The sequence below is a fragment of the Lysinibacillus sp. NPDC094403 genome, from assembly GCF_050278745.1.
Lineage (GTDB): Bacteria > Bacillota > Bacilli > Bacillales_A > Planococcaceae > Lysinibacillus.
Genome location: NZ_JBNNTL010000001.1, coordinates 94,738 through 115,635 on the forward strand (window position 1 = coordinate 94,738; position 20,898 = coordinate 115,635).

Consider the following 20,898-nt stretch of genomic DNA (forward strand, 5'->3'; position numbering starts at 1 on the left):
CGAAGCGACGGAAGGAATAGCAAGAGCGACGGATAGAATCGGAAGCGACGGAAAGAACCGCAAGAGCGACGGATAGAATCATCAAAGCGACGGAAGGAATAGCAAGAGCGACGGATAGAATCGGAAGCGACGGAAAGAACCGCAAGAGCGACGGATAGAATCATCAAAGCGACGGAAGGAACAGCAAGGGCAACGGATAGAATCGGAAGCGACGTAAAGAATCGCCAGAGTGACGGAAGGAATCATCAAAGCGACGGAAGGAATAGCAAGAGCGACGGAAAGAATCGGAAGCGACGGAAAGAACTGCTAGAACGACGGATAGAACCGTCGAAGTGACGGAAAGAACCGCAAGAGCGACGGATAGAATCGGGAGCGACGGAAAGAACCGCCAGAGTGACGGAAGGAATCATCAAAGCGACGGAAGGAATAGCAAGAGCGACGGATAGAATCGGAAGCGACGGAAAGAACTGCTAGAACGACGGAAAGAACCGTCGAAGTGACGGATAGCCCCGCCAAAGTGATGGATAGAGCAGCCAAAGACGTGGATAGAACCGTCAAAGACGAGGATAGAATCATCAAAACGACAGAAGTATCGGCCAGAGCGACGGAAAGAGCAGCTAAAGAAATGAATGGCATCCCCGAAAAAATAGATTCATCTACTTAAAACATAAATTTTCTTCAAAATTCAGATATCTTGTTGAAGTTTACGTTAGCGTCAATGATATACTGATGGAAAATGGGAAGGGGGGAGATGATGTTGAAGACGATTCAGGAAGTGGCTAAGCAGTTTAATGTTTCAACACGGACAATTCGTTATTATGAGGAGCTAGGGCTGCTTAATCCCAATCGGTCATCTACAAATCAACGAACCTTTTCAAAAAAAGAATTAGCAAAGCTTAAGCTTATTTTCCGAGGAAAGCGTTACGGTTTTTCACTTGAGGAGATAAAGGAGATGGTATTGCTGTTTGATTATGATCGCACGGGCATTCAGCAGTTGGAGCGTACGGTCGAATATGGGGAGCAAAAAATTCAAGAAATTGATGACAAAATAGCGGAGCTTGTACAGATGAAAATGGAGATACAGCAATTACAAGGCATTTTTACAGAAAAGTTAGCGACTTTAAAGGGAGAGATGCACGATGAATAGTTCGAATTTGTTAGCACGTAATGCGCGAAAGTATCCTATGAGTGATGCTGTTGTTTGCCAAGGCAGACGAGTGTCTTATCGTGATTTAGATGAGCAAGTGACACGTCTTAGTCATGCTTTATTAGAGCAAGGGGTGCGCCAAGGCGATAAAGTCATCATTTTTATGCCAAATGTTGTAGAGTTTGTTGTTAGCTATTTTGCAATTCAGCGCATTGGTGCTATTGTCGTTCCAGTAAATGCGAAATTTACGCTGCAAGAGGTCGAATATGTAGCGCAGCATGCTGATGCTAAAGCTATTCTAGTACATGAGGCAATTTTTGCAGCAGTCGAAAACATCACGGTAATTTCTTTAAAAATCAAAACAGGTCAAGAGCATGCTGGTTGGCTAAACTATGAAACTCTTATTCAACATGCAAGCATTCAAACAATTGATTGCCAGTTGAATGAAGATGATGTTTCGACGATTTTATATACATCGGGTACAACGGGAAAACCAAAGGGTGTGTTGTTTAGTTATCGCAATATTTTAACTGTAGCACAAATGATTGCAGTAGAAATGGAAGTAAAGCCCGAAAGCCGAATCCTTCTCATGATGCCGTTGACGCATTCAGCTCCATTACATCTATTTTTAATGGCTGGAGTATTCGTTGGCTCAACAAACGTGCTAACACCAACATTTACGCCTGATTTGTTTATTGATTCAATAGAGCAGGAAAGGACAACGCATTTCTTTGGCGCACCTGTTGCCTATTTGTTAACGGCCCAAATGCCAAGATTGCAAACAGCGGATTTATCATCGATGAAATGGTGGGTTTATGGTGGCGCGCCTTTATCACAAAATGAAGTCCAATTTTTACAAAAAGCATTCCAAACAGATAATTTAACGTGTGTCTATGGCTTAACAGAGGCTGGTCCAAATGGTTCGTTATTGTTTGGCAGAGAGCATGCAACGAAAGCAGGAAGTATTGGCCGCCGTGCACCACTTGGAGCGGAGCTGCGTATTATCAACGACGAAGGAGAAGATGTCAGTGTTGGTGAAGTAGGAGAAATCGTCTTACTTGGTGAAGGCAATATGCTCGGCTATTACAAGGATGATGTTGCAACAAAGGCTGCGTTTATAGATGGCTGGTTGAAAACAGGTGATTTAGCGCGCATAGATGAGGACGGCTATATTTGGATTGTCGATCGCAAAAAGGATGTTATTTTTTCAGGCGGTGTGAATATTTATCCGAAAGAAATAGAAGATAGTATGTTGCGCTATGAGGGGATATTTGAAGTGGCTGTTATCGGTGTGCCACATCCGGAGTGGGGAGAAACGGTGAAGGCCGTTTATGCCGCCAAAACGGAAATTGACGAGGACGAACTTAAAGCTTTTTTGGAGGAGCATCTTGCTAAATATAAAATTCCGCGCATTTTTGAACGCGTGGAAGCACTACCACGAAATGCATCAGGCAAAATACTAAAACAAACCTTAAAGGGACAAGAGGTGAGATAGCATGAAGGTTTTACAGCAGGAAGAAATGAAAACAACAAACTTTTTTAAAGAGAATGATACACTTCATAAAGTTTTAGAAATGATGCTAGATAAAGAGTTTGTGGAATATGCAACACGTGAGCTAACAGATTTCGGTGAGCTTTGTGCTGGAGATATTGATGTGAGAGCCAAACATACGGATAGAGAGGGTGAACCTCGATTACAAAGGTATAATGCTTATGGTGAAGAAGTGTCAGATGTTTGGGTCAATGATGGCTATAAAAGAACAATTGAAGAGACGTATAATACCGGCATTGTTGGCTATGTGCATAAGGATATTCCGCAATTAGGTAGAAAGGGCAACTATGTTTACAGCTTTGCTCAAGGTTATTTACTATCACATACGGAGCCAGGCTTTTACTGTCCTGTTACTTTAACAATGGCAACGGCTTTTTTACTTGATCATTATGCAAGTGATGAGGTGAAGGAGCGATTTTTACCACATGTTTGTGCAACAGGAGAGACAGAGCTATATGAGGGGGCTACTTTTTTAACGGAGCGTCAAGGTGGCTCTGATGTTGGTGCGAATGTTGTAGAGGCAAGACAGGACGGCGATCAATATCGTTTATATGGTGAGAAATATTTCGCGTCTAACGCAGGAATGTGTGGGGTAGCCATGGTATTGGCACGTATGGAAGGGGCTCAGGCAGGTTCAAAGGGCTTAACATTATTTGCAGTTCCATGGCGAAATGAAGATGGCACTGTTAATAACCTTCGCATTCGACGTTTAAAGGATAAGCTGGGTGTTAAAGCAGTACCTTCAGGTGAGGTGGAATTTGATGGTGCGCTAGCTTACGTTGTGGGTGATCCAAATAAAGGAATTTACTATATGCTGGAGGCGCTTAATTTATCAAGAATTTGTAATGCGGTTGCTTCTATAGGCATTATGCGCCGCGGATATTTAGAGGCGAAGCACTATGTGACAAATCGTCATGCATTTGGTAAGCCTTTAACGCAATACCCTATGATTCAGGATACGCTAGGGAAATTCGCTGCCAAGCTTCATGTGGAAGTTGCTACGGTTTTTGATCTTATTCAGCTGTACGATAAGGTAACTAGTGGACAGGGGAATAAAGAGGACATCATTTTAAATCGCTTGTATATTGCGATCATGAAAAAAGAAACGGCAGAGCAAGCTGTACATTATGCTAGTGAAGCAATTGAATTACATGGCGGAAACGGCTATATTGAAGATTTTGTTACACCTCGGTTATTAAGAGATGCGCAGGTACTTACTGTGTGGGAGGGGACAGCGAATATTTTAGCTTTAGAGCTCATTCGTTTAGTTGATAAGTTTCATGTGCACGAAATGTTTGTTCGTGTCATGGAGGAACGTCTAGAAAAACTAGCTGACAGTCCATTAGTCAAAATTGTAGTGAAGCAATTAGCTAAACTAGATTCAACTTTGCAAACATTTAGCCGTTTAGATGATGCGACGAAAACGTTTGAGGCAAAAAAGGTCGCAGAGAAAATGGCACATTTATATGAAAGTGTTGTAGCAGTTGAATGGGCGCAAAGATTCGGCGGCAAATATGAGAAGCTAGCAGATATTTATTTAGAGAACACATGGGCATTGCGAGAAATGGGGGCCCCAATGAAAACCGTACAGTATTTCTCAGACATAGTTTAATCGATTAGAGGTCGTCTCGAATGGGGGCGACTTTTTTGATTTTCATGTATAATGAAATCAACTGAATATTATAAAGGTTCTTTACTAATGTAAAGTGAAAAGGGAAATCGGTGTAATTCCGATGCGGTCCCGCCACTGTATGTGTGAGTTTTTTCAATCTGCGCCACTGAAAATTTCGGGAAGGCTTGAAAAAACGTAAGGAGCACGAGCCAGGAGACCTGCCTTTATAGAAAACACGTTGTAGCCTACGAGGATAGGATGGTGGATTTTGTATATGTATTTTTGTGCAAATTTGACCCCCTCATTTTTTATGATGAGGGGTATTTGTTTTGTAAGATAAATGTCGATAAATTTGAAAGAGTGGATGATAATCTCACAATGCTGGGCGATAAACCCACAACCTTGGGCGATAAAAACAAAAATATATCGATAAATCAGAAAAACAAGTCATTAACTATATGCACAGATAGACTTAGGGGGATTCATTCGCATGAAGAAAATTTGGAAAATAGGATTATCAGCATTTTTAGCTATTGGCTTGCTGGCTGCATGTAATACTAAAGAGGCAACAAATGAAAAGCCGGCAACTTCTGAGCCACAAGAGATATCAAAAGTAGATCAAGCAACATTTCCAATGACGATAACGGATGCTACTGGCAAAGATATTACGCTAGAAGCACCTCCAGAAAAAATTGTCTCTCTCATTCCGAGTAACACAGAAATTTTATTTAGCCTTGGCCTAAATAATGAAATAGTTGGTGTAACAGATAATGACGATTATCCATCAGAGGCAACTAAAAAAGAAAAGGTCGGTGGTATGGATTATAATATCGAACAAATTATTGCTTTAACACCAGATATCGTTTTTGCGCATGCATCGGGTATGGGTTACTCAAAAGGAGCAATTGAACAGCTTGAGGCTGCAGGTGTGAAAGTATTTGTTGTAGCGGATGCAAAAAACTTTGATGAAACATACACAACGATTGAACAGCTTGGTCGTGCAACAGGAAAATTAGAAGAGGCTAAAAAAATTGTCGCAAATATGAAGGCAAAAGTTAAAGAAATTGAAGCAAAACTTGAGGGTGTTGAACCAAAGAAAGTATTTGTAGAGTCATCCGATGAGCCAGAAATTTATACAGCTGGTAAAGGTACATTTATGAATGAAATGCTAGAAATGATTCATGCCGAAAATGTGGCAGCAGATTCAAATAGCTGGTATAAAATTGATGCAGAACAAATTATCGCGAAAAATCCAGATGTCATTGTAGTGGCATATAATTATGTACCTGATATTTTAACGAAAATTCCAAAACGTCCAGGCTTTGAGACAATTACGGCCGTAAAAACTAAAGCTATTGTACAAGTGGATGAAAATACGACAAGCCGTCAAGGTCCTCGATTAGCAGATGGTCTTGAGGAATTAGCGAAGGCCGTCTACCCAGAGGCGTTTAAATGAGTAAAACAATTGTAGCCTATATAATAGCGATTACGCTTCTAGTCATTAGCATCTGGTGTGGTGTAGCGATAGGCTCGGTTCATATTCCACTAGAAGTATTGTGGAATAAGGCGGCTGATGAAACAGCTGCCAATATTTTATGGAAGATTCGGTTACCTAGAGTTTTGCTGGCAGGGCTTGTAGGGGCATCACTTGCTATTGCAGGGGCAGCTTTTCAAGGTTTATTAAAAAACCCTTTGGCTGATCCTTATACGTTAGGTGTTTCCTCTGGTGCATCAGTGGGTGCAGTTATGACGATTTTCTTTAGTATGTCCATACCTGTAGTCGGCCATTTTACGTTACCGACCTTTAGTATGATAGGTGCCATATTAACGATGGTAGCTGTCATGGGTTTTGCTAGAATAGTAGACCGCTCGCTAAAAATGGAAACTCTTATATTAACAGGGGTTATATTTAGTTCATTTTTAGGTTCCTTGATTTCGTTAATGATTGCATTATCTGGTGAAGAGCTACGGCAAGTTATCGGATGGCTACTCGGCTCAGTATCGATGCGGGGTTGGCCTTTTGTTCAAATGATTATTCCGTTTGTGATAATTGGCTCAATTATGCTTTGGACACAAAGACGCGAGTTAAACGTTCTGTTATATGGAGAAGAACGCGCAAAGCATTTAGGTGTCAATGTTAAACGCAGTAAATATATTATTTTAGTGGGTGGATCAATGTTGACAGGAGCTGCGGTAGCTGTTTCTGGAACGATTGGCTTTGTTGGTTTAGTAGTTCCTCATATGACGAGAATGATTTGGGGTTCAGATCACCGTCATTTATTGCCATTATCATTTTTAAATGGTGCAACATTGCTGATTATTTGTGATTTAGTAGCACGAACAATTATTATGCCAAGAGAGCTACCGATTGGTGTAATTACTGCATTTATTGGGGCGCCCGTTTTTTCCTATATTTTTTATAAGCAACGTAGAGGCAAGGGGGTACGGGCATGATTGTTGTTGAACATCTTTCTGGTGGCTATGAAGACGTACCGATCGTCCAGGATATAAGTTTTTCTGTTAAAAAAGGAAAAATACTAGGGATTTTAGGGCCGAATGGTAGTGGGAAATCTACATTGTTAAAAGTAATAAGTGGCATACTACCAGCAACTGCAGGCACTATATTAATAGATGGTAAAAATAGTAGCTCTTACAATGCTCGTGCTTTAGCAAAAAAAATGGCGGTGCTGCCACAATTACATGCTAATGCCTTTTCAAACAGTGTACGAGAGGCGGTATCTCTTGGACGTTATCCACATCAAACAGGCTTTTTTTCGAGCTGGACTGATCGTGATGAACAGGCAGTCCAACATGCAATGATGCAAACAGGTGTGAAACGCTATGAACAGACATCGATGGAATTTTTATCGGGCGGTGAACAGCAAAGAGTTTTTGTAGCTCAAGCTCTTGCACAAACAGCGGAAATATTACTGTTAGATGAGCCAACGAACCATCTAGATATTGCTCATCAACGTCAAATTTTAGATATGGTGCGAAAGGAAGCAATAGAATGTGGTTTGACCGTTATTATGGTACTACATGATATGAATTTAGCTTCCCTCTATTGTGATGAATTGTTACTAATGGAGGAAGGACGGATGCGGGCATTTGGGGAGCCACATGAAGTATTAATCGCTTCGCAAATCGAAGACGTCTATCATGCGCGAGTTGCAACCTATGCACATCCTGAAATTCCAAAGCCTCAAATTACAATGATGCCAGCTTTAGCTGAACATCAGCAACGTGCTGTCATTAAAAAAGAAAACTTCACTGTTACAGATCATTACATTCAGCTTCAATCAGAGTTTCCTTTAAAAACGGTGTCCTCAGCTGTTCATAATCCGGGTATCGGTTGGTATGATTGTCTGTTAAATCGCTCTGTACCAATAGATTATGTGATTAGTGATGTAAAGAGAGAAGTCGCTGAATTTTTACTGAAGGAGCATTTTGCATCTACAAGTACTGTCGTCATGTTAACAGCTGTACCAACAAACCTAGTAGCTATTAATGAATTTAAAGCTTCCTTTGGCAGCGTCCTTGTTGCTGTTACGGCTGGAGTTGGCAATGCTGTTGATGTGTCTCGTACACATGAAAGGCAGGGTGAACCATATATTGGTACTATAAATACGTGGGTTATCGTTAATGGTTGTTTATCAGAAGAAGCGTTTTTCCAAGCAATGATGACAGCAAATGAGGCGAAAACAAAGGCATTACAATCAGAAAATATTCGTGATGAGCTTAGTGGTACGATTGCGACAGGCACTGCTACAGATAGTTTATTGATTGCGGCAACACAAAAAGGGGAAGAAATGCTGTACGGAGGCCCAATTACTGATGTAGGCAAAATTATCGGTAAAGGTGTTTTTGAAACAACTGTGCAGGCAATAAAAAATTATCTTCATTCAGCAGATAAACCTGCTGAATGAAGATAATGCCTCCGGCGGATGTCACGGATTTTCAAAGGAATGAAAAAGGATGTTAGCCTAAAACCTTCGCATCCTGCGAAAACGGCTAACTGACCTGCATCGTGCAGGCCTGGGCACAATTCAAAATCCGGACGCAATTACGCCAAGGCGAAATTGATAAAATAATTTTAGGAGATGAGAGAAATGAAGCTTTACACAAAAACAGGCGATACGGGGAAAACAAGTCTTATCGGTGGACGCGTTGATAAAGATAGCTTACGCGTTGAAACATATGGGGCCATCGATGAATTAAATTCTTTTATTGGTAAGGCTGTCAGTGAACTAGATCGTGAGCTATTCAAGGATATTCTAATTGATTTAGAAACGATTCAGCATGAGCTTTTTGATGCGGGTGGAGACCTTGCTAACGTCATGAAGGAACGTCATTATAAGCTAGCAGAGCAGCCGATAGAAGTGTTGGAATCACGTATTGATGCATTGTCAGACGAAGCACCACCGTTACAACGCTTTATTCTGCCAGGTGGTGCGCCAGCAGCTGCAACTTTACACATTGCTCGCACAGTAGCACGTCGAGCAGAGCGTCAAATGGTAACGCTTATGAAGGAAATCGAAGACGTACCGACAATTGTACAAAAATATTTAAACCGTCTATCTGATTATTTATTTGCAGTAGCACGGGTTGTAAATCATCGATTGAATGTCGCGGATATCGAATATATTCGAAGCGGCAATGTCTTTAAAAAATAATTTGATCACCAAAAGTTGTGGATGACATTGAGCTGCGGGAGTGAAGCGGCTCATCGGACGCCCTCGGGAAAGCGTAAATACTTTTAAGATTTATCGGAACAAAATCTTATTTTATCGGAACAATTTTAGCTTTTATCGGAATATTTTCTCGTTTTATCGGAACAATTTCAGTTTTTATCAACTAAGGTAGAAGAACGAAGGCTAAAACCATCACGTCCTGTGATAACGCCTTCGTGACCAACATCGGTGCTGTTGCTGCTGCCGCTTCGTTAGCACTACGCTTTCGCACAAAAAACATCTGTTGGCCAGAGACCCTGTAGCGGAACGGAAATCAACCCCACGTTATGGAGAAAGTTAATATTAGTATTTTATTAAATAGTCACTTTGAAAAATTCAGGGTGGCTTTTTTTCTTGTAAAATGTAAGAATATAAAATTATCAGAAATATTTTCGTTTTATGTTGACTGAATGCTCACTCATTTATTAGAATGGGAATATAATGATAGAATGAAGTACATTTACGTTTTAGCTAGCAAATTTATCACAAAGAGAGAAACTTACGACAACTAAAGGGGGGACCAACCATGAGTCCATTAGTAATTGCAAACATTGTTCTAACAGTCGTGGTTGTGCTTTATGCAGTAGGATTGTTCTTCTATCTGTTAAAAACACGCTATAAGTTTGTGCAATTGGGGAAAAAGGTTGAGTTTGATGAAAGTGTTAAAGAACGAATTCATTATCTTATGGTCAATGTACTTGGCCAAAATAAGCTATTAAAAGATCCAAAGAGTGGTTTAATTCACGTCATGTTCTTCTATGGATTTTTGATGGTGCAGTTAGGTGCCATTGATTTAATTTGGAAGGGGTTAGTACCTGGATCACATCTGCCGCTTGGCATTTTCTACAGTGTGTTTACATTCTTCCAAGAGCTTGTGGTATTAATGATTTTAGTGGCGGTTGTATGGGCATTTTACCGTCGCTATGTAGAAAAGCTAGTACGTCTAAAACGAGGCTGGAAAAATGGTCTTGTGTTAATTTTCATTGGTGGGTTAATGGTTTCCACATTGTTTGCAAATGGTATGGGATTAATTTGGCATGGTGAAGGACTAACTTATACAGAGCCAGTTGCTTCTGGCATTGCTGCTATTTTTGGCTTCCTACCAGCATCAGCGGCGGCTGTTGTTTTCTATGTGATGTGGTGGGCGCACTTATTAATTCTGTTGACATTCTTAGTGTATGTACCACAATCAAAGCATTTCCACTTGATTGTAAGCCCGATCAATGTGTACATGAACCGTTTAGATCGTACGGGTACTCTAACACCGATCGACTTTGAGGCATTAGAAAATGCTGAAGATGAAGAGGATATGCCAGCAATTGGTGTTGGACGTATTCAAGACTTCACACAAAAACAAATGCTAGATTTATATTCCTGTGTAGAGTGTGGACGCTGTACAAATATGTGTCCAGCAACAGGAACAGGGAAAATGCTATCACCGATGGATTTAATCGTGAAGCTTCGAGATCATTTAACATTTACAGGTGCTGTTGTGACAAAGCAAAAGCCTTGGGTACCTTATCAATTCTTTGCTAATACAAAGGGGAATCAGCTAGCGATGGCAGCTGGTGCTGAGGGGGCAGTCATTGAAGATATCTACAATCCTTCTTTAATCGGCGATGTCATTACAGAAGAAGAGATTTGGGCATGTACAACTTGTCGTAACTGTGAGGATCAATGTCCTGTTATGAACGAGCATGTCGATAAAATTATTGATTTACGTCGTTACTTAACAATGACTGAAGGAAAAGTAAACCCTGATGCACAACGCGCGATGACAAATATCGAGCGTCAAGGCAATCCTTGGGGCTTAAACCGTAAAGAAAAAGAAAATTGGCGTGACCTAGATCCAACAATTCATATTCCAACAGTGAAAGAGCTGAAAAAATCAGGCGAGGAAATGGAATATTTATTCTGGGTAGGTTCAATGGGTGCATTTGATAACCGCTCACAAAAAATTGCATTAGCTTTCTGTCGTTTATTAAACGAGGCAGGCGTGAAGTTTGCGATTTTAGGAAATAAAGAGAAAAACTCAGGGGACACACCTCGTCGTTTAGGAAATGAATTTTTATTCCAAGAGCTGGCAACAGCAAATATCGATGAATTTGAGAAAAACGAAGTGAAGAAAATCGTTACGATTGATCCGCACGCTTATAATATCTTTAAAAATGAATACCAAGACTTTGGCTGGAAGGGCGAGGTCTACCACCATACTGAACTATTGAATCAATTGATTGATGAAAATCGTCTAGCGTTAAATTACGAAGTTCATGAAACGATTGTGTTCCACGATTCTTGTTATTTAGGTCGTTATAACGATGTTTATGATGCACCACGTGAGATATTACGTGGCATTCCAGGTGTTAAGCTTGTGGAAATGGAGCGTAATCGTGAGACAGCAATGTGCTGTGGTGCAGGCGGCGGTTTAATGTGGATGGAAGAACATGTCGGCAACCGTATTAACGTAGCACGAACTGAGCAAGCTTTAGCAACTAATGCATCAGTTATTTCTTCTGGATGTCCTTACTGTTTAACAATGCTTGAGGATGGTACAAAGGCAAAAGAGGTTGAGGATTCAATCGGTACATTCGATGTTGCAGAGCTATTAGAGCGTTCAGTGTTTGGTGAAAAGATGAAAGCTGTTGAGAATTCTGTTGAAGAAGCAGCAGATGTAATGGTTGAAGAAGTAGTAGCATCTGTAGATAGTGTCGAAAAAGACAAGAATGCAGAGGCTAACGAAGAAAAATAATGGTTATTGCAGAAATATTTTAGTTATCTGAAAAATATAAATTGCAGAATAAATAATTGTTTTGTAGAATAAGATTAAATGGAGATGGGAGTTAACACATAAACTCCCATTTTTCATAGCAAGAGGTCGAGCGAGCGTTCAGTCAACGCAAATGCTCTAATACTTCTTCTTAGAACGTAAAACAAAAGGGGTGTTTTACTTGAATAGAGCTGTAATATTAGCAGGATCAAGAACTGCATTTGGTAAGTTTGGAGGTTCACTATCAGCATTAAGTGCAAGTGATTTAGGTGCAATCGCTATAAAAGGGGCACTGGAGAAAGCGAATATTTCACCTGATGAAGTAGATGAAGTAATTTTAGGCTCCGTTTTACAAGGGGGACAGGGTCAAATTCCTTCAAGGCAGGCTGCGATAAAAGCAAATTTACCAATAGCAGTGAAAACAGAAACGATTAATAAGGTTTGTGCGTCAGGGATGCGTGCTGTAACACTAGCAGATCAGCTAATTCGATTAGGGGACGAAGAAGTAATTATCGCTGGTGGTATGGAGTCCATGTCTAATGCACCTTATTATCTACCAAATGGTCGAACAGGCTTACGCATGGGCAACTCTACAATGGTGGATGGCATGCTATATGATGGCTTAACATGTGCCTTCGATAAGGCAAGACCGCATATGGGAAGCTACGGTAATACAACGGCCAATGAATATTCGTTAAGCCGCGAGGAGCAGGATGCTTGGTCTGTTCGTAGTCATGAACGTGCACTTGCAGCAATCGAGAAAGGTTACTTTGCTGAAGAAATCGTACCTGTGGAAATTCCACAGCGTAAGGGAGATCCGCTTCAAGTTGATACAGACGAAGCACCAAGAGCTGGTACGTCAATGGATGTACTTGCAAAACTCAAACCAGCCTTTGACAAGGACGGAACGATTACAGCAGGTAATGCACCTGGTGTTAACGATGGTGCATGTGCCTTAGTAGTAATGAGTGAGGAACGTGCAGCTCGTGAAGGCAGAGAGTCACTTGCGGTTATTATCGGTCATGAAGAGATTGCTATTGAGCCAGAGAACTTTCCGCAAACACCAGGGCTTGTCATTAACAAGTTACTTAAAAAGACGGGAAAATCACTAGCAGACATTGATTTGATCGAAATCAATGAAGCTTTTGCAGCAGTAGCTCTTGTCAGCAAGCAATTGGCGGATTTAGATGCTGATAAGGTCAATGTTAACGGTGGTGCAGTTGCATTAGGTCATCCAATTGGAGCATCTGGAGCACGCATTATTTTGACACTTGCCCATGAATTAAAGCGCCGTGGCGGTGGTATCGGAATTGCTGCTATCTGCTCAGGTGGAGGGCAAGGCGATGCGATTATGATTGAAGTACCGAAAACAGGGGGACTCAAATGATGGGAATTCAAAAAGTAATGGTTATTGGTGCTGGGCAAATGGGTTCCGGCATTGCACAAGTTTGTGCACAAGCTGGTTATGATGTCAAACTGAACGACATGAAGCAGGAATTTTTCGAACGCGGTATAGGAGTCATTACGAAAAACCTGGCACGTGATGTCGAAAAGGGTCGTAAAACTGAGGATGAGAAGGCAACGATTTTAGGTCGTATTAGTATGTCACTAGATTTACAGGATGCTAGTGATGTAGATATTATCATCGAGGCGGCAGTGGAAAATATGGAAGTGAAGCAATCCATCTTTAAGCAAATCGATCAGATTGCACCGGCACATGCCATTTTAGCTACGAATACATCATCTTTACCAATTACGGAAATTGCAGCTGTAACAAATCGTCCAGAGCAAGTAATTGGTATGCACTTTATGAATCCTGTACCTGTTATGAAGCTTGTAGAAATTATTAGAGGATTAGCTACAAGTGATGAAGTCTACAAATCTGTTGAAGACATGACAGTAAAATTATCGAAAACGCCAGTGGAAGTAAATGACTTCCCAGGCTTTATTTCGAATCGTATTTTATTACCAATGATTAATGAAGCGATCTACGCATTGTATGAAGGTGTAGCATCGAAAGAAGCCATTGATGATGTGATGAAGCTCGGAATGAATCATCCGATGGGGCCACTAACATTAGCAGATTTCATTGGTCTTGATACATGTCTATCCATCATGGAGATTTTACATGAGGGCTTAGGTGATAGTAAATATAGACCTTGTCCATTGCTTCGTAAATATGTGGCAGCTGGATGGCTAGGTAAAAAATCAGGAAGAGGCTTTTACGTTTATGAATAATCCTATGGGGATGGGACGACTTTTAAACGAAGTGTAATGCTACGGGACAACGTACAGGGGTGACATAATAGATGCATTTACAATTTACAGATGAACAAATAATGATGCGTGATATGGTTCGTAATTTCGCTCAGGATAAAATCGAACCGTGGGTAGAACGTATGGAGGCAGGAGAGTTCCCGCGTGAGCTCCTTGCCCAAATGGGAGAATTAGGTTTAATGGGGATCACGACGCCTGACGAATTAGGCGGCTCAGCGATGGATTTTACATCGTACATAATTGCTATCAATGAACTATCAAAAGTTAGCGCGGTAATGGGTGTTATTTTATCTGTGCATACTTCGGTTGGAACAAACCCTATTATTTATTTTGGCAACGATGAACAGAAGAAACGTTATGTTCCAAAGCTTGCTGCTGGTGAATATTTAGGGGCATTTTGTTTAACAGAGCCTAGCGCTGGTTCTGATGCTGGCTCTCTACAATCAAAAGCGGTACGAGATGGAGATGAATATGTCATCAATGGCTCCAAGGTGTTTATTACAAACGGCGGAGAAGCAGATGTTTATATTGTCTTTGCCTCAACGAATCCGGCTGCAAAAACACGTGGCATTTCAGCATTTATTGTTGAAAAGGGAACACCAGGCTTAATCATAGGTAAAGATGAGCATAAAATGGGCTTACATGGTTCACGTACAGTCCAACTAACATTCGACAACTGTCGCATTCCAGCCACAAACCTTCTTGGGGAGGAAGGGGAAGGCTTTAAAATTGCAATGGCCAACTTAGATGTTGGACGTATTGGAATTGCAGCACAATCTCTAGGCATTGCTGAAGCAGCGTTGGAGGCAGCTACTGCATATGCAAAAGAACGTGTTCAATTTGGCAAGCCGATTGCAGCACAACAAGGTGTTGGCTTTAAGCTTGCTGATATGGCGACAGCTGTAGAATCAGCAAAATTACTAGTCTATCGTGCAGCAGATTTACGTACAAAAGGGTTACCTTGCGGAGCTGAGGCATCTATGGCAAAACTCTTTGCCTCACGCACAGCAGTCCAAACGGCAATTGACGCGGTACAGATTTTTGGTGGGTATGGCTATACAGAAGACTATCCAGTAGAACGTTATTTCCGTGATGCGAAGGTAACAGAAATATACGAGGGTACAAGTGAAATTCAAAAGCTAGTTATTAGTAAACATTTACTTAAATAAGTCTTATGTTATGTGATCGAGATTGATTTTTTACGGATGATGTCGAACTGCTCAGGTCAAGCAAACTAGGCAATCGCCACAGAAACGATATCAAATATAAAAATCAACAATTTAGCAATAACAGAGTCTAACTAAAAAGGGGTAATGGACAATGAACTTTCAATTATCAGAAGAGCATGAGCAATTACGCGAAATGATTCGTGATTTTGCTATTAATGAAGTAGCACCAACAGCAGCTGAACGTGACGAGAACGAAGAGTTTGACCGTGCAATTTTCGATAAAATGGCAGAGCTAGGCTTAACAGGTATTCCATGGCCAGAAGAATACGGTGGTGCAGGCTTTGATTATCTTGCATATGTCATTGCTGTAGAGGAGTTATCACGTGTATGTGCTTCAACAGGGGTAACTTTATCAGCGCATACTTCGCTTGCTGGTTGGCCGATCTTTAAATTTGGTAATGAAGAACAAAAACAAAAATATCTTCGTCCAATGGCAGAAGGTAAACATATCGGTGCTTATGGCTTAACGGAGCCAGGATCAGGTTCTGATGCTGGGGGCATGAAAACTTATGCAAAACGTGATGGTGATGATTATATTTTAAACGGCTCGAAGATTTTCATTACTAATGGTGGAGTAGCAGATACATATGTTGTATTTGCAGTAACAGATCCAGAAGCTAAACATGGCACAACTGCTTTTATCGTTGAAGCTGGCTTTGAAGGTTTCTCGGTAGGGAAGAAGGAGAAAAAACTAGGAATTCGTTCATCTCCTACAACTGAAATTATTTTTGATAACTGTCGCGTTCCGAAAGAAAACATGCTTGGAGCTGAGGGAGAAGGCTTCAAAATTGCGATGACAACACTTGATGGAGGACGTAATGGCATTGCGGCGCAAGCTGTAGGGATTGCACAAGGCGCGTTAGATGCAGCTGTTGAATATGGTAAAGAGCGTGTGCAATTTGGTAAGCCAATCACTGCTAACCAAGGTGTATCCTTTAAACTAGCAGATATGGCAACTCAAATTGAAGCATCTCGACTGCTGACATACCAAGCGGCTTGGTTGGAATCAAATGGTCTACCGTATGGTAAGGCATCTGCAATGGCAAAATTAATGGCTGGCGATACTGCGATGAATGTAACGACTGAGGCGGTTCAAGTCTTTGGTGGCTATGGTTATACGAAAGATTATCCAGTTGAGCGCTTCATGCGTGATGCGAAAATCACACAAATTTATGAAGGTACACAAGAGATTCAACGATTGGTTATCTCTCGTATGTTGACGAAATAACGTATGACAGAAAGAGATAAAAGACCCCAAGTACAGTCAACAGTAAAAGATGAAAATCTTATCGCCATTCGTCGAGAACAAATGATAGAGGGAGCCATTAAATTATTTAGAGAAAAGGGTTTTCATCGTGCTACGACGAGAGAAATCGCAAAAGCTGCAGGCTTTAGTATCGGAACATTATATGAATATATCCGTACTAAGGAAGACGTCCTTTACCTTGTATGTGATAGTATTTATCACCATGCGATGGAGCGACTTTCAAGTTATGAGATTAAGGCAGGAACTATAGAAGAGTTAAAGGAAATGATTCGAGAATATTTCTTGCAAATTGATAGTATGGTTGATGAGCTGACAATCATGTATCAGGAAACTAAATCATTGTCAAAAGAAGCACAGCGTTATGTATTTAGTAAAGAGTTTGAAATGGTTGGTACTTTTGAGCGATTACTACAACGCTGTGTGCAGTCAGGTGAAATAACGATGACGGATAAACAAATCCACATGGCAGCAAATAACTTAGTCGTTTCTGGACAAAGCTGGGCATTCCGTAAATGGGCGCTTCATCGTCAACACTCTATCGACGAATTTATTGAAATGCAAATAACATTGTTTATTTCAGGCATAAAGGGGTTCTAATAAGTTCCGTAAAGGGGTTGTCGGTAATTGCATAAAGCGACATTGCAATTACCGACTTTTTTTATGAATGAAAAGGCACATCACCAAAAGTTGGGTATGACATTTATTGAAAATATATGCAAAGTTAATTAGTTGATTGCAGTGGAGACTGGACGCCCCCAGGAAGCTCTGCTCTGCGCGAAAGCGAAGCGTCAGCGGCAAATGTTTTATCTGTGCGAAAGCGAAGCGACAGCAACAAAGCGCCCAGTCGGAACGGAAATCAACCACACTTTATGATGATGAGTCGATAAAGAACATTTAGGGGAGAAAGTAGGGATTTCATATGACAAAGGTAGAAGTATATCGTCCAAAAAATCACGTACGTTTTGTTACAGCATCGAGTCTTTTTGATGGACATGATGCTTCAGTTAACATTATGCGACGTATTTTACAATCAAGCGGTGTAGAGGTAATCCATTTAGGACATAACCGCTCCGTGGAAGAAGTCGTAAATGCTGCGATACAAGAGGATGCTCAAGGCATTGCGATATCTTCTTATCAAGGCGGGCATATGGAATACTTTAAATATATGTATGATTTGCTGCGTGAAAAAGGGGCGCCACATATTAAAATTTATGGCGGCGGCGGTGGTGTTATTTTACCACGTGAAATTAAAGAGCTACATGCTTACGGGATTGCGGGGATTTTCTCGCCAGAGGATGGGCGTGTTTTAGGATTACAAGGGATGATTAATCAGAAAATTAAAGGAACTGATTTCCCAACGGCTACAGGAAACTATCAAGAAAAGCTTGATGCTCTAACGACAGAAACACCAGAAATTTTAGCAAATTTATTAACTGCTGCTGAGTCGAATGATGATGAAGAAACGAAAAAGATGCTAGAAGAAGCTCGTAAACGCTCAAAAGGGACACCTGTATTAGGTATTACAGGAACTGGTGGTGCGGGTAAGTCTTCCTTAACGGATGAATTAATTCGTCGTTTCCTAAAGGAGTTTCCGGATAAACGCGTAGCTATTCTTTCTGTCGATCCGACAAAGCAAAAAACAGGTGGGGCTTTACTTGGTGACCGAATTCGTATGAATGCGATTTTCAATAATCGAGTATATATGCGTAGTTTAGCAACCCGTGGATCTCGTACAGAGCTTACTGCTTCAATTGGAGACGTGCTAGATGTAGCGCGTGTAGTGGGCTATGATTTAATCATTGTAGAAACAAGTGGTATTGGTCAAGGCGATGCCGAGATTACAAAATACACTGATCTATCCATGTATGTTATGACAAGTGAGTTTGGTGCTCCAACACAGCTTGAGAAAATTGACATGATTGATTTTGCGGATGTGATCGCCATCAATAAATTTGAACGTAAAGGCTCTGAGGATGCGCTACGTCAAGTGCAGAAACAATATCAACGTTCACGAGAGCTTTGGGATGAATCACTAGATAATATGCCTGTGTACGGTACGATTGCCAGTCAATTTAATGATAAAGGAACGAATGCTTTATTTGCTGCATTAGTAAATATCATTAATACGAAGACAGGAAGTAATTGGGAAACAGGCTATGAGCAATTTGCGAAAACTCAAAAGCAAGATGTTATTATTCCAAACGACCGTCGTTATTATTTACGAGAAATCACAGACACTGTACGTGGCTATCATAAAAAATCAGAGCAACAGGTGGAATTTGCTCGCCGTCTATTCCAATTAGAGGGAGCTATTGCGGCGGTTAATGAAAAAGCACCAAATGATGCACTTGTCGCATCTCTTACTTCTTTAGCGGAAAGTGTTAGAGATGAATTAACAGCTGAATCCAAACGTATCTTAGATAATTGGCAAGCTTTAAAAGAAGCGTATGCTGGAGACGAATTTGTAACGAAAGTTCGTGATAAAGAAATTCGTACGATTTTAAAGACAATAAGTCTATCTGGTACAAAAATCCCTAAAGTGGCCTTACCGAAATTCGTAGATTACGGTGAAATTTTACGATGGGTTTATAGAGAAAATGTACCTGGTGAATTCCCATATACAGCGGGGGTATTCCAATTTAAACGTGAAGGTGAAGATCCGAAGCGACAATTTGCTGGCGAAGGAACGCCTGAGCGTACAAATAAACGATTCCATTATTTATCGAAGGATGATGATGCAAAACGTTTATCAACAGCATTTGATTCGGTAACGCTATACGGTGAGGATCCAGATTACCGACCAGATATTTATGGGAAGGTTGGAGAATCGGGTGTATCTATTTGTACGCTAGAGGATATGAAAAAGCTTTATGCAGGCTTTGATTTATGTGCACCATCAACTTCAGTATCGATGACAATTAACGGTCCAGCGCCGGTTATTTTGGCGATGTTCATGAATACGGCTATTGATCAGCAAGTGAAACTACGCGAGAAAGAACTTGGCCGCCCTCTGACAGTTGAAGAATTTACGGAGACACGAGAGAAAACATTACAGGTCGTACGTGGAACGGTGCAAGCAGATATTTTAAAAGAAGATCAAGGGCAAAATACTTGTATTTTCTCAACAGAGTTTGCGTTACGTATGATGGGAGATATTCAACAATACTTTATCGACCATAAAGTTCGTAATTATTACTCAGTATCTATTTCTGGTTACCATATTGCCGAAGCTGGTGCGAACCCAATATCACAGTTAGCCTTTACATTAGCAAATGGCTTTACGTATGTGGAATATTATTTAAGTCGAGGAATGAATATTGACGACTTTGCGCCAAATCTATCATTCTTCTTCTCTAACGGACTTGATCCGGAGTACACAGTTATTGGACGCGTAGCCCGCCGTATTTGGTCGGTTATAATGCGTGATAAGTACGGTGCCAATGAACGAGCACAAAAATTAAAATATCATATCCAAACATCTGGACGTAGTTTGCATGCACAGGAGATTGATTTTAATGATATCCGCACAACATTACAGGCATTAATGGCATTACAGGATAACTGTAATTCATTGCATACAAATGCATATGATGAGGCAATTACAACGCCTACTGAAGAATCTGTACGTCGTGCAATGGCGATTCAAATGATTATTACGAAGGAACATGGCTTAGCGAAAAACGAAAATCCATTACAAGGAGCATTTATCGTAGAAGAGTTAACGGACCTTGTAGAAGAAGCGGTACTAGAAGAGTTTGATCGTATCAATGATCGTGGTGGCGTACTAGGTGCAATGGAAACACAATATCAACGTGGAAAGATTCAAGAGGAATCTATGTACTACGAGATGTTAAAGCATTCAGGTGAGTTACCAATCATTGGTGTAAACACATACTTAAATCCGAATCCACCTTCAGAAGATGAAATTAACAATATGGAAATTGCGCGTGCATCGACGGAAGAAAAAGAGACGCAGATTCATAATTTACATTCCTTCTGGAAGCAACATGAAGGAGAGAGCGAAGCGGCTATTGCCCGTTTACAACAAGTAGCTGTAAACAACGGTAATATTTTTGCTGAGCTTATGGAAACTGTAAAAGTCGCTAGCTTAGGGCAAATCACAAATGCTTTATATGAAGTAGGCGGACAATATCGTCGTAATATGTAGTCCGTAAATGTGCATATCTTCTTGCTGTATAACATTTATTCTATTTTGTGCAAAATGTTTGTGTAGTTTTAAGTGTCTAGTCTTAGGATTAGGCACTTCTTTTTATTTCCGTTATAATAAGAAATGTAAAAAAAGGGGAGGCGCAGTAG

General features: G+C 40.7%; 15 protein-coding genes and 1 riboswitch. All 15 genes read left to right on the top strand.

Going from position 1 to position 20,898, the window contains the following annotated elements; all coding sequences use genetic code 11:
• Positions 1-541 precede the first annotated feature (541 nt).
• The 15 genes from ACQKMV_RS00460 to icmF all read left to right on the top strand — a co-directional run bounded on the left by ACQKMV_RS00460 (position 542) and on the right by icmF (position 20,749).
• Positions 542-664, top strand: coding sequence for a hypothetical protein (locus tag ACQKMV_RS00460; protein ID WP_427501902.1), 123 nt, complete (start codon positions 542-544; stop codon positions 662-664).
• 93 nt (positions 665-757) lie between these two features.
• Positions 758-1,147, top strand: coding sequence for a MerR family transcriptional regulator (locus tag ACQKMV_RS00465; RefSeq protein ID WP_427502490.1), 390 nt, complete (start codon positions 758-760; stop codon positions 1,145-1,147).
• The gene (locus tag ACQKMV_RS00470; protein ID WP_427501903.1) at positions 1,140-2,642 is read left to right on the top strand and encodes a class I adenylate-forming enzyme family protein; all 1,503 of its coding nucleotides are present in this window, start codon (positions 1,140-1,142) and stop codon (positions 2,640-2,642) included. Before ACQKMV_RS00465 ends, ACQKMV_RS00470 begins: the two co-directional genes overlap by 8 nt.
• A gap of 1 nt (position 2,643) precedes the next feature.
• Complete coding sequence (locus ACQKMV_RS00475; protein ID WP_427501904.1) at positions 2,644-4,311, top strand: acyl-CoA dehydrogenase family protein; 1,668 nt, start codon at positions 2,644-2,646, stop codon at positions 4,309-4,311.
• A gap of 57 nt (positions 4,312-4,368) precedes the next feature.
• A riboswitch (cobalamin riboswitch) is annotated at positions 4,369-4,551 on the top strand.
• Positions 4,552-4,801: 250 nt separating this feature from the next.
• A complete protein-coding gene (locus tag ACQKMV_RS00480; protein WP_427501905.1) occupies positions 4,802-5,767 on the top strand; it encodes an ABC transporter substrate-binding protein in 966 nt (321 codons plus the stop codon).
• A complete protein-coding gene (locus ACQKMV_RS00485; RefSeq protein WP_427501906.1) occupies positions 5,764-6,765 on the top strand; it encodes a FecCD family ABC transporter permease in 1,002 nt (333 codons plus the stop codon). The genes ACQKMV_RS00480 and ACQKMV_RS00485 overlap by 4 nt, the downstream gene beginning before the upstream one ends.
• Positions 6,762-8,237 carry an adenosylcobinamide amidohydrolase gene (locus ACQKMV_RS00490; protein ID WP_427501907.1) on the top strand — a complete coding sequence of 492 codons (1,476 nt, stop codon included), beginning with the start codon at positions 6,762-6,764 and terminating at the stop codon, positions 8,235-8,237. Before ACQKMV_RS00485 ends, ACQKMV_RS00490 begins: the two co-directional genes overlap by 4 nt.
• A 183-nt stretch (positions 8,238-8,420) precedes the next feature.
• The gene (locus ACQKMV_RS00495) at positions 8,421-8,984 is read left to right on the top strand and encodes a cob(I)yrinic acid a,c-diamide adenosyltransferase (protein ID WP_049667988.1); all 564 of its coding nucleotides are present in this window, start codon (positions 8,421-8,423) and stop codon (positions 8,982-8,984) included.
• 583 nt (positions 8,985-9,567) lie between these two features.
• Positions 9,568-11,790, top strand: coding sequence for a heterodisulfide reductase-related iron-sulfur binding cluster (locus tag ACQKMV_RS00500; protein WP_427501908.1), 2,223 nt, complete (start codon positions 9,568-9,570; stop codon positions 11,788-11,790).
• Between the two features lie 199 nt (positions 11,791-11,989).
• The gene (locus tag ACQKMV_RS00505) at positions 11,990-13,195 is read left to right on the top strand and encodes an acetyl-CoA C-acetyltransferase (RefSeq protein ID WP_427501909.1); all 1,206 of its coding nucleotides are present in this window, start codon (positions 11,990-11,992) and stop codon (positions 13,193-13,195) included.
• Positions 13,195-14,046: a 3-hydroxybutyryl-CoA dehydrogenase gene (locus ACQKMV_RS00510; RefSeq protein WP_427502491.1), complete on the top strand. Its 852-nt coding sequence runs from the start codon at positions 13,195-13,197 to the stop codon at positions 14,044-14,046. Before ACQKMV_RS00505 ends, ACQKMV_RS00510 begins: the two co-directional genes overlap by 1 nt.
• 71 nt (positions 14,047-14,117) lie before the next feature.
• Positions 14,118-15,254, top strand: a complete 1,137-nt coding sequence (locus ACQKMV_RS00515; RefSeq protein WP_427501910.1) for an acyl-CoA dehydrogenase — start codon at positions 14,118-14,120, stop codon at positions 15,252-15,254.
• Positions 15,255-15,405: 151 nt separating this feature from the next.
• Entirely contained in the window at positions 15,406-16,542 is a 1,137-nt protein-coding gene (locus ACQKMV_RS00520) for an acyl-CoA dehydrogenase (protein WP_427501911.1), read from the top strand.
• A 3-nt stretch (positions 16,543-16,545) separates the two neighbouring features.
• Complete coding sequence (locus ACQKMV_RS00525; protein WP_427425988.1) at positions 16,546-17,178, top strand: TetR/AcrR family transcriptional regulator; 633 nt, start codon at positions 16,546-16,548, stop codon at positions 17,176-17,178.
• A gap of 322 nt (positions 17,179-17,500) precedes the next feature.
• Complete coding sequence (gene icmF, locus ACQKMV_RS00530; RefSeq protein WP_427501912.1) at positions 17,501-20,749, top strand: fused isobutyryl-CoA mutase/GTPase IcmF; 3,249 nt, start codon at positions 17,501-17,503, stop codon at positions 20,747-20,749.
• Positions 20,750-20,898: the final 149 nt, after the last annotated feature.

What these genes read in the sequence shown, in the direction of transcription:
- ACQKMV_RS00470 (WP_427501903.1), top strand. Translation starts at nt 1,140, where the DNA reads ATGAATAGTTCGAATTTGTTAGCACGTAATGCGCGAAAGTATCCTATG.
- ACQKMV_RS00475 (WP_427501904.1), top strand. Translation starts at nt 2,644, where the DNA reads ATGAAGGTTTTACAGCAGGAAGAAATGAAAACAACAAACTTTTTTAAA.
- ACQKMV_RS00480 (WP_427501905.1), top strand. Translation starts at nt 4,802, where the DNA reads ATGAAGAAAATTTGGAAAATAGGATTATCAGCATTTTTAGCTATTGGC.
- ACQKMV_RS00485 (WP_427501906.1), top strand. Translation starts at nt 5,764, where the DNA reads ATGAGTAAAACAATTGTAGCCTATATAATAGCGATTACGCTTCTAGTC.
- ACQKMV_RS00490 (WP_427501907.1), top strand. Translation starts at nt 6,762, where the DNA reads ATGATTGTTGTTGAACATCTTTCTGGTGGCTATGAAGACGTACCGATC.
- ACQKMV_RS00495 (WP_049667988.1), top strand. Translation starts at nt 8,421, where the DNA reads ATGAAGCTTTACACAAAAACAGGCGATACGGGGAAAACAAGTCTTATC.
- ACQKMV_RS00500 (WP_427501908.1), top strand. Translation starts at nt 9,568, where the DNA reads ATGAGTCCATTAGTAATTGCAAACATTGTTCTAACAGTCGTGGTTGTG.
- ACQKMV_RS00510 (WP_427502491.1), top strand. Translation starts at nt 13,195, where the DNA reads ATGGGAATTCAAAAAGTAATGGTTATTGGTGCTGGGCAAATGGGTTCC.
- ACQKMV_RS00515 (WP_427501910.1), top strand. Translation starts at nt 14,118, where the DNA reads ATGCATTTACAATTTACAGATGAACAAATAATGATGCGTGATATGGTT.
- ACQKMV_RS00520 (WP_427501911.1), top strand. Translation starts at nt 15,406, where the DNA reads ATGAACTTTCAATTATCAGAAGAGCATGAGCAATTACGCGAAATGATT.
- ACQKMV_RS00525 (WP_427425988.1), top strand. Translation starts at nt 16,546, where the DNA reads ATGACAGAAAGAGATAAAAGACCCCAAGTACAGTCAACAGTAAAAGAT.
- icmF (WP_427501912.1), top strand. Translation starts at nt 17,501, where the DNA reads ATGACAAAGGTAGAAGTATATCGTCCAAAAAATCACGTACGTTTTGTT.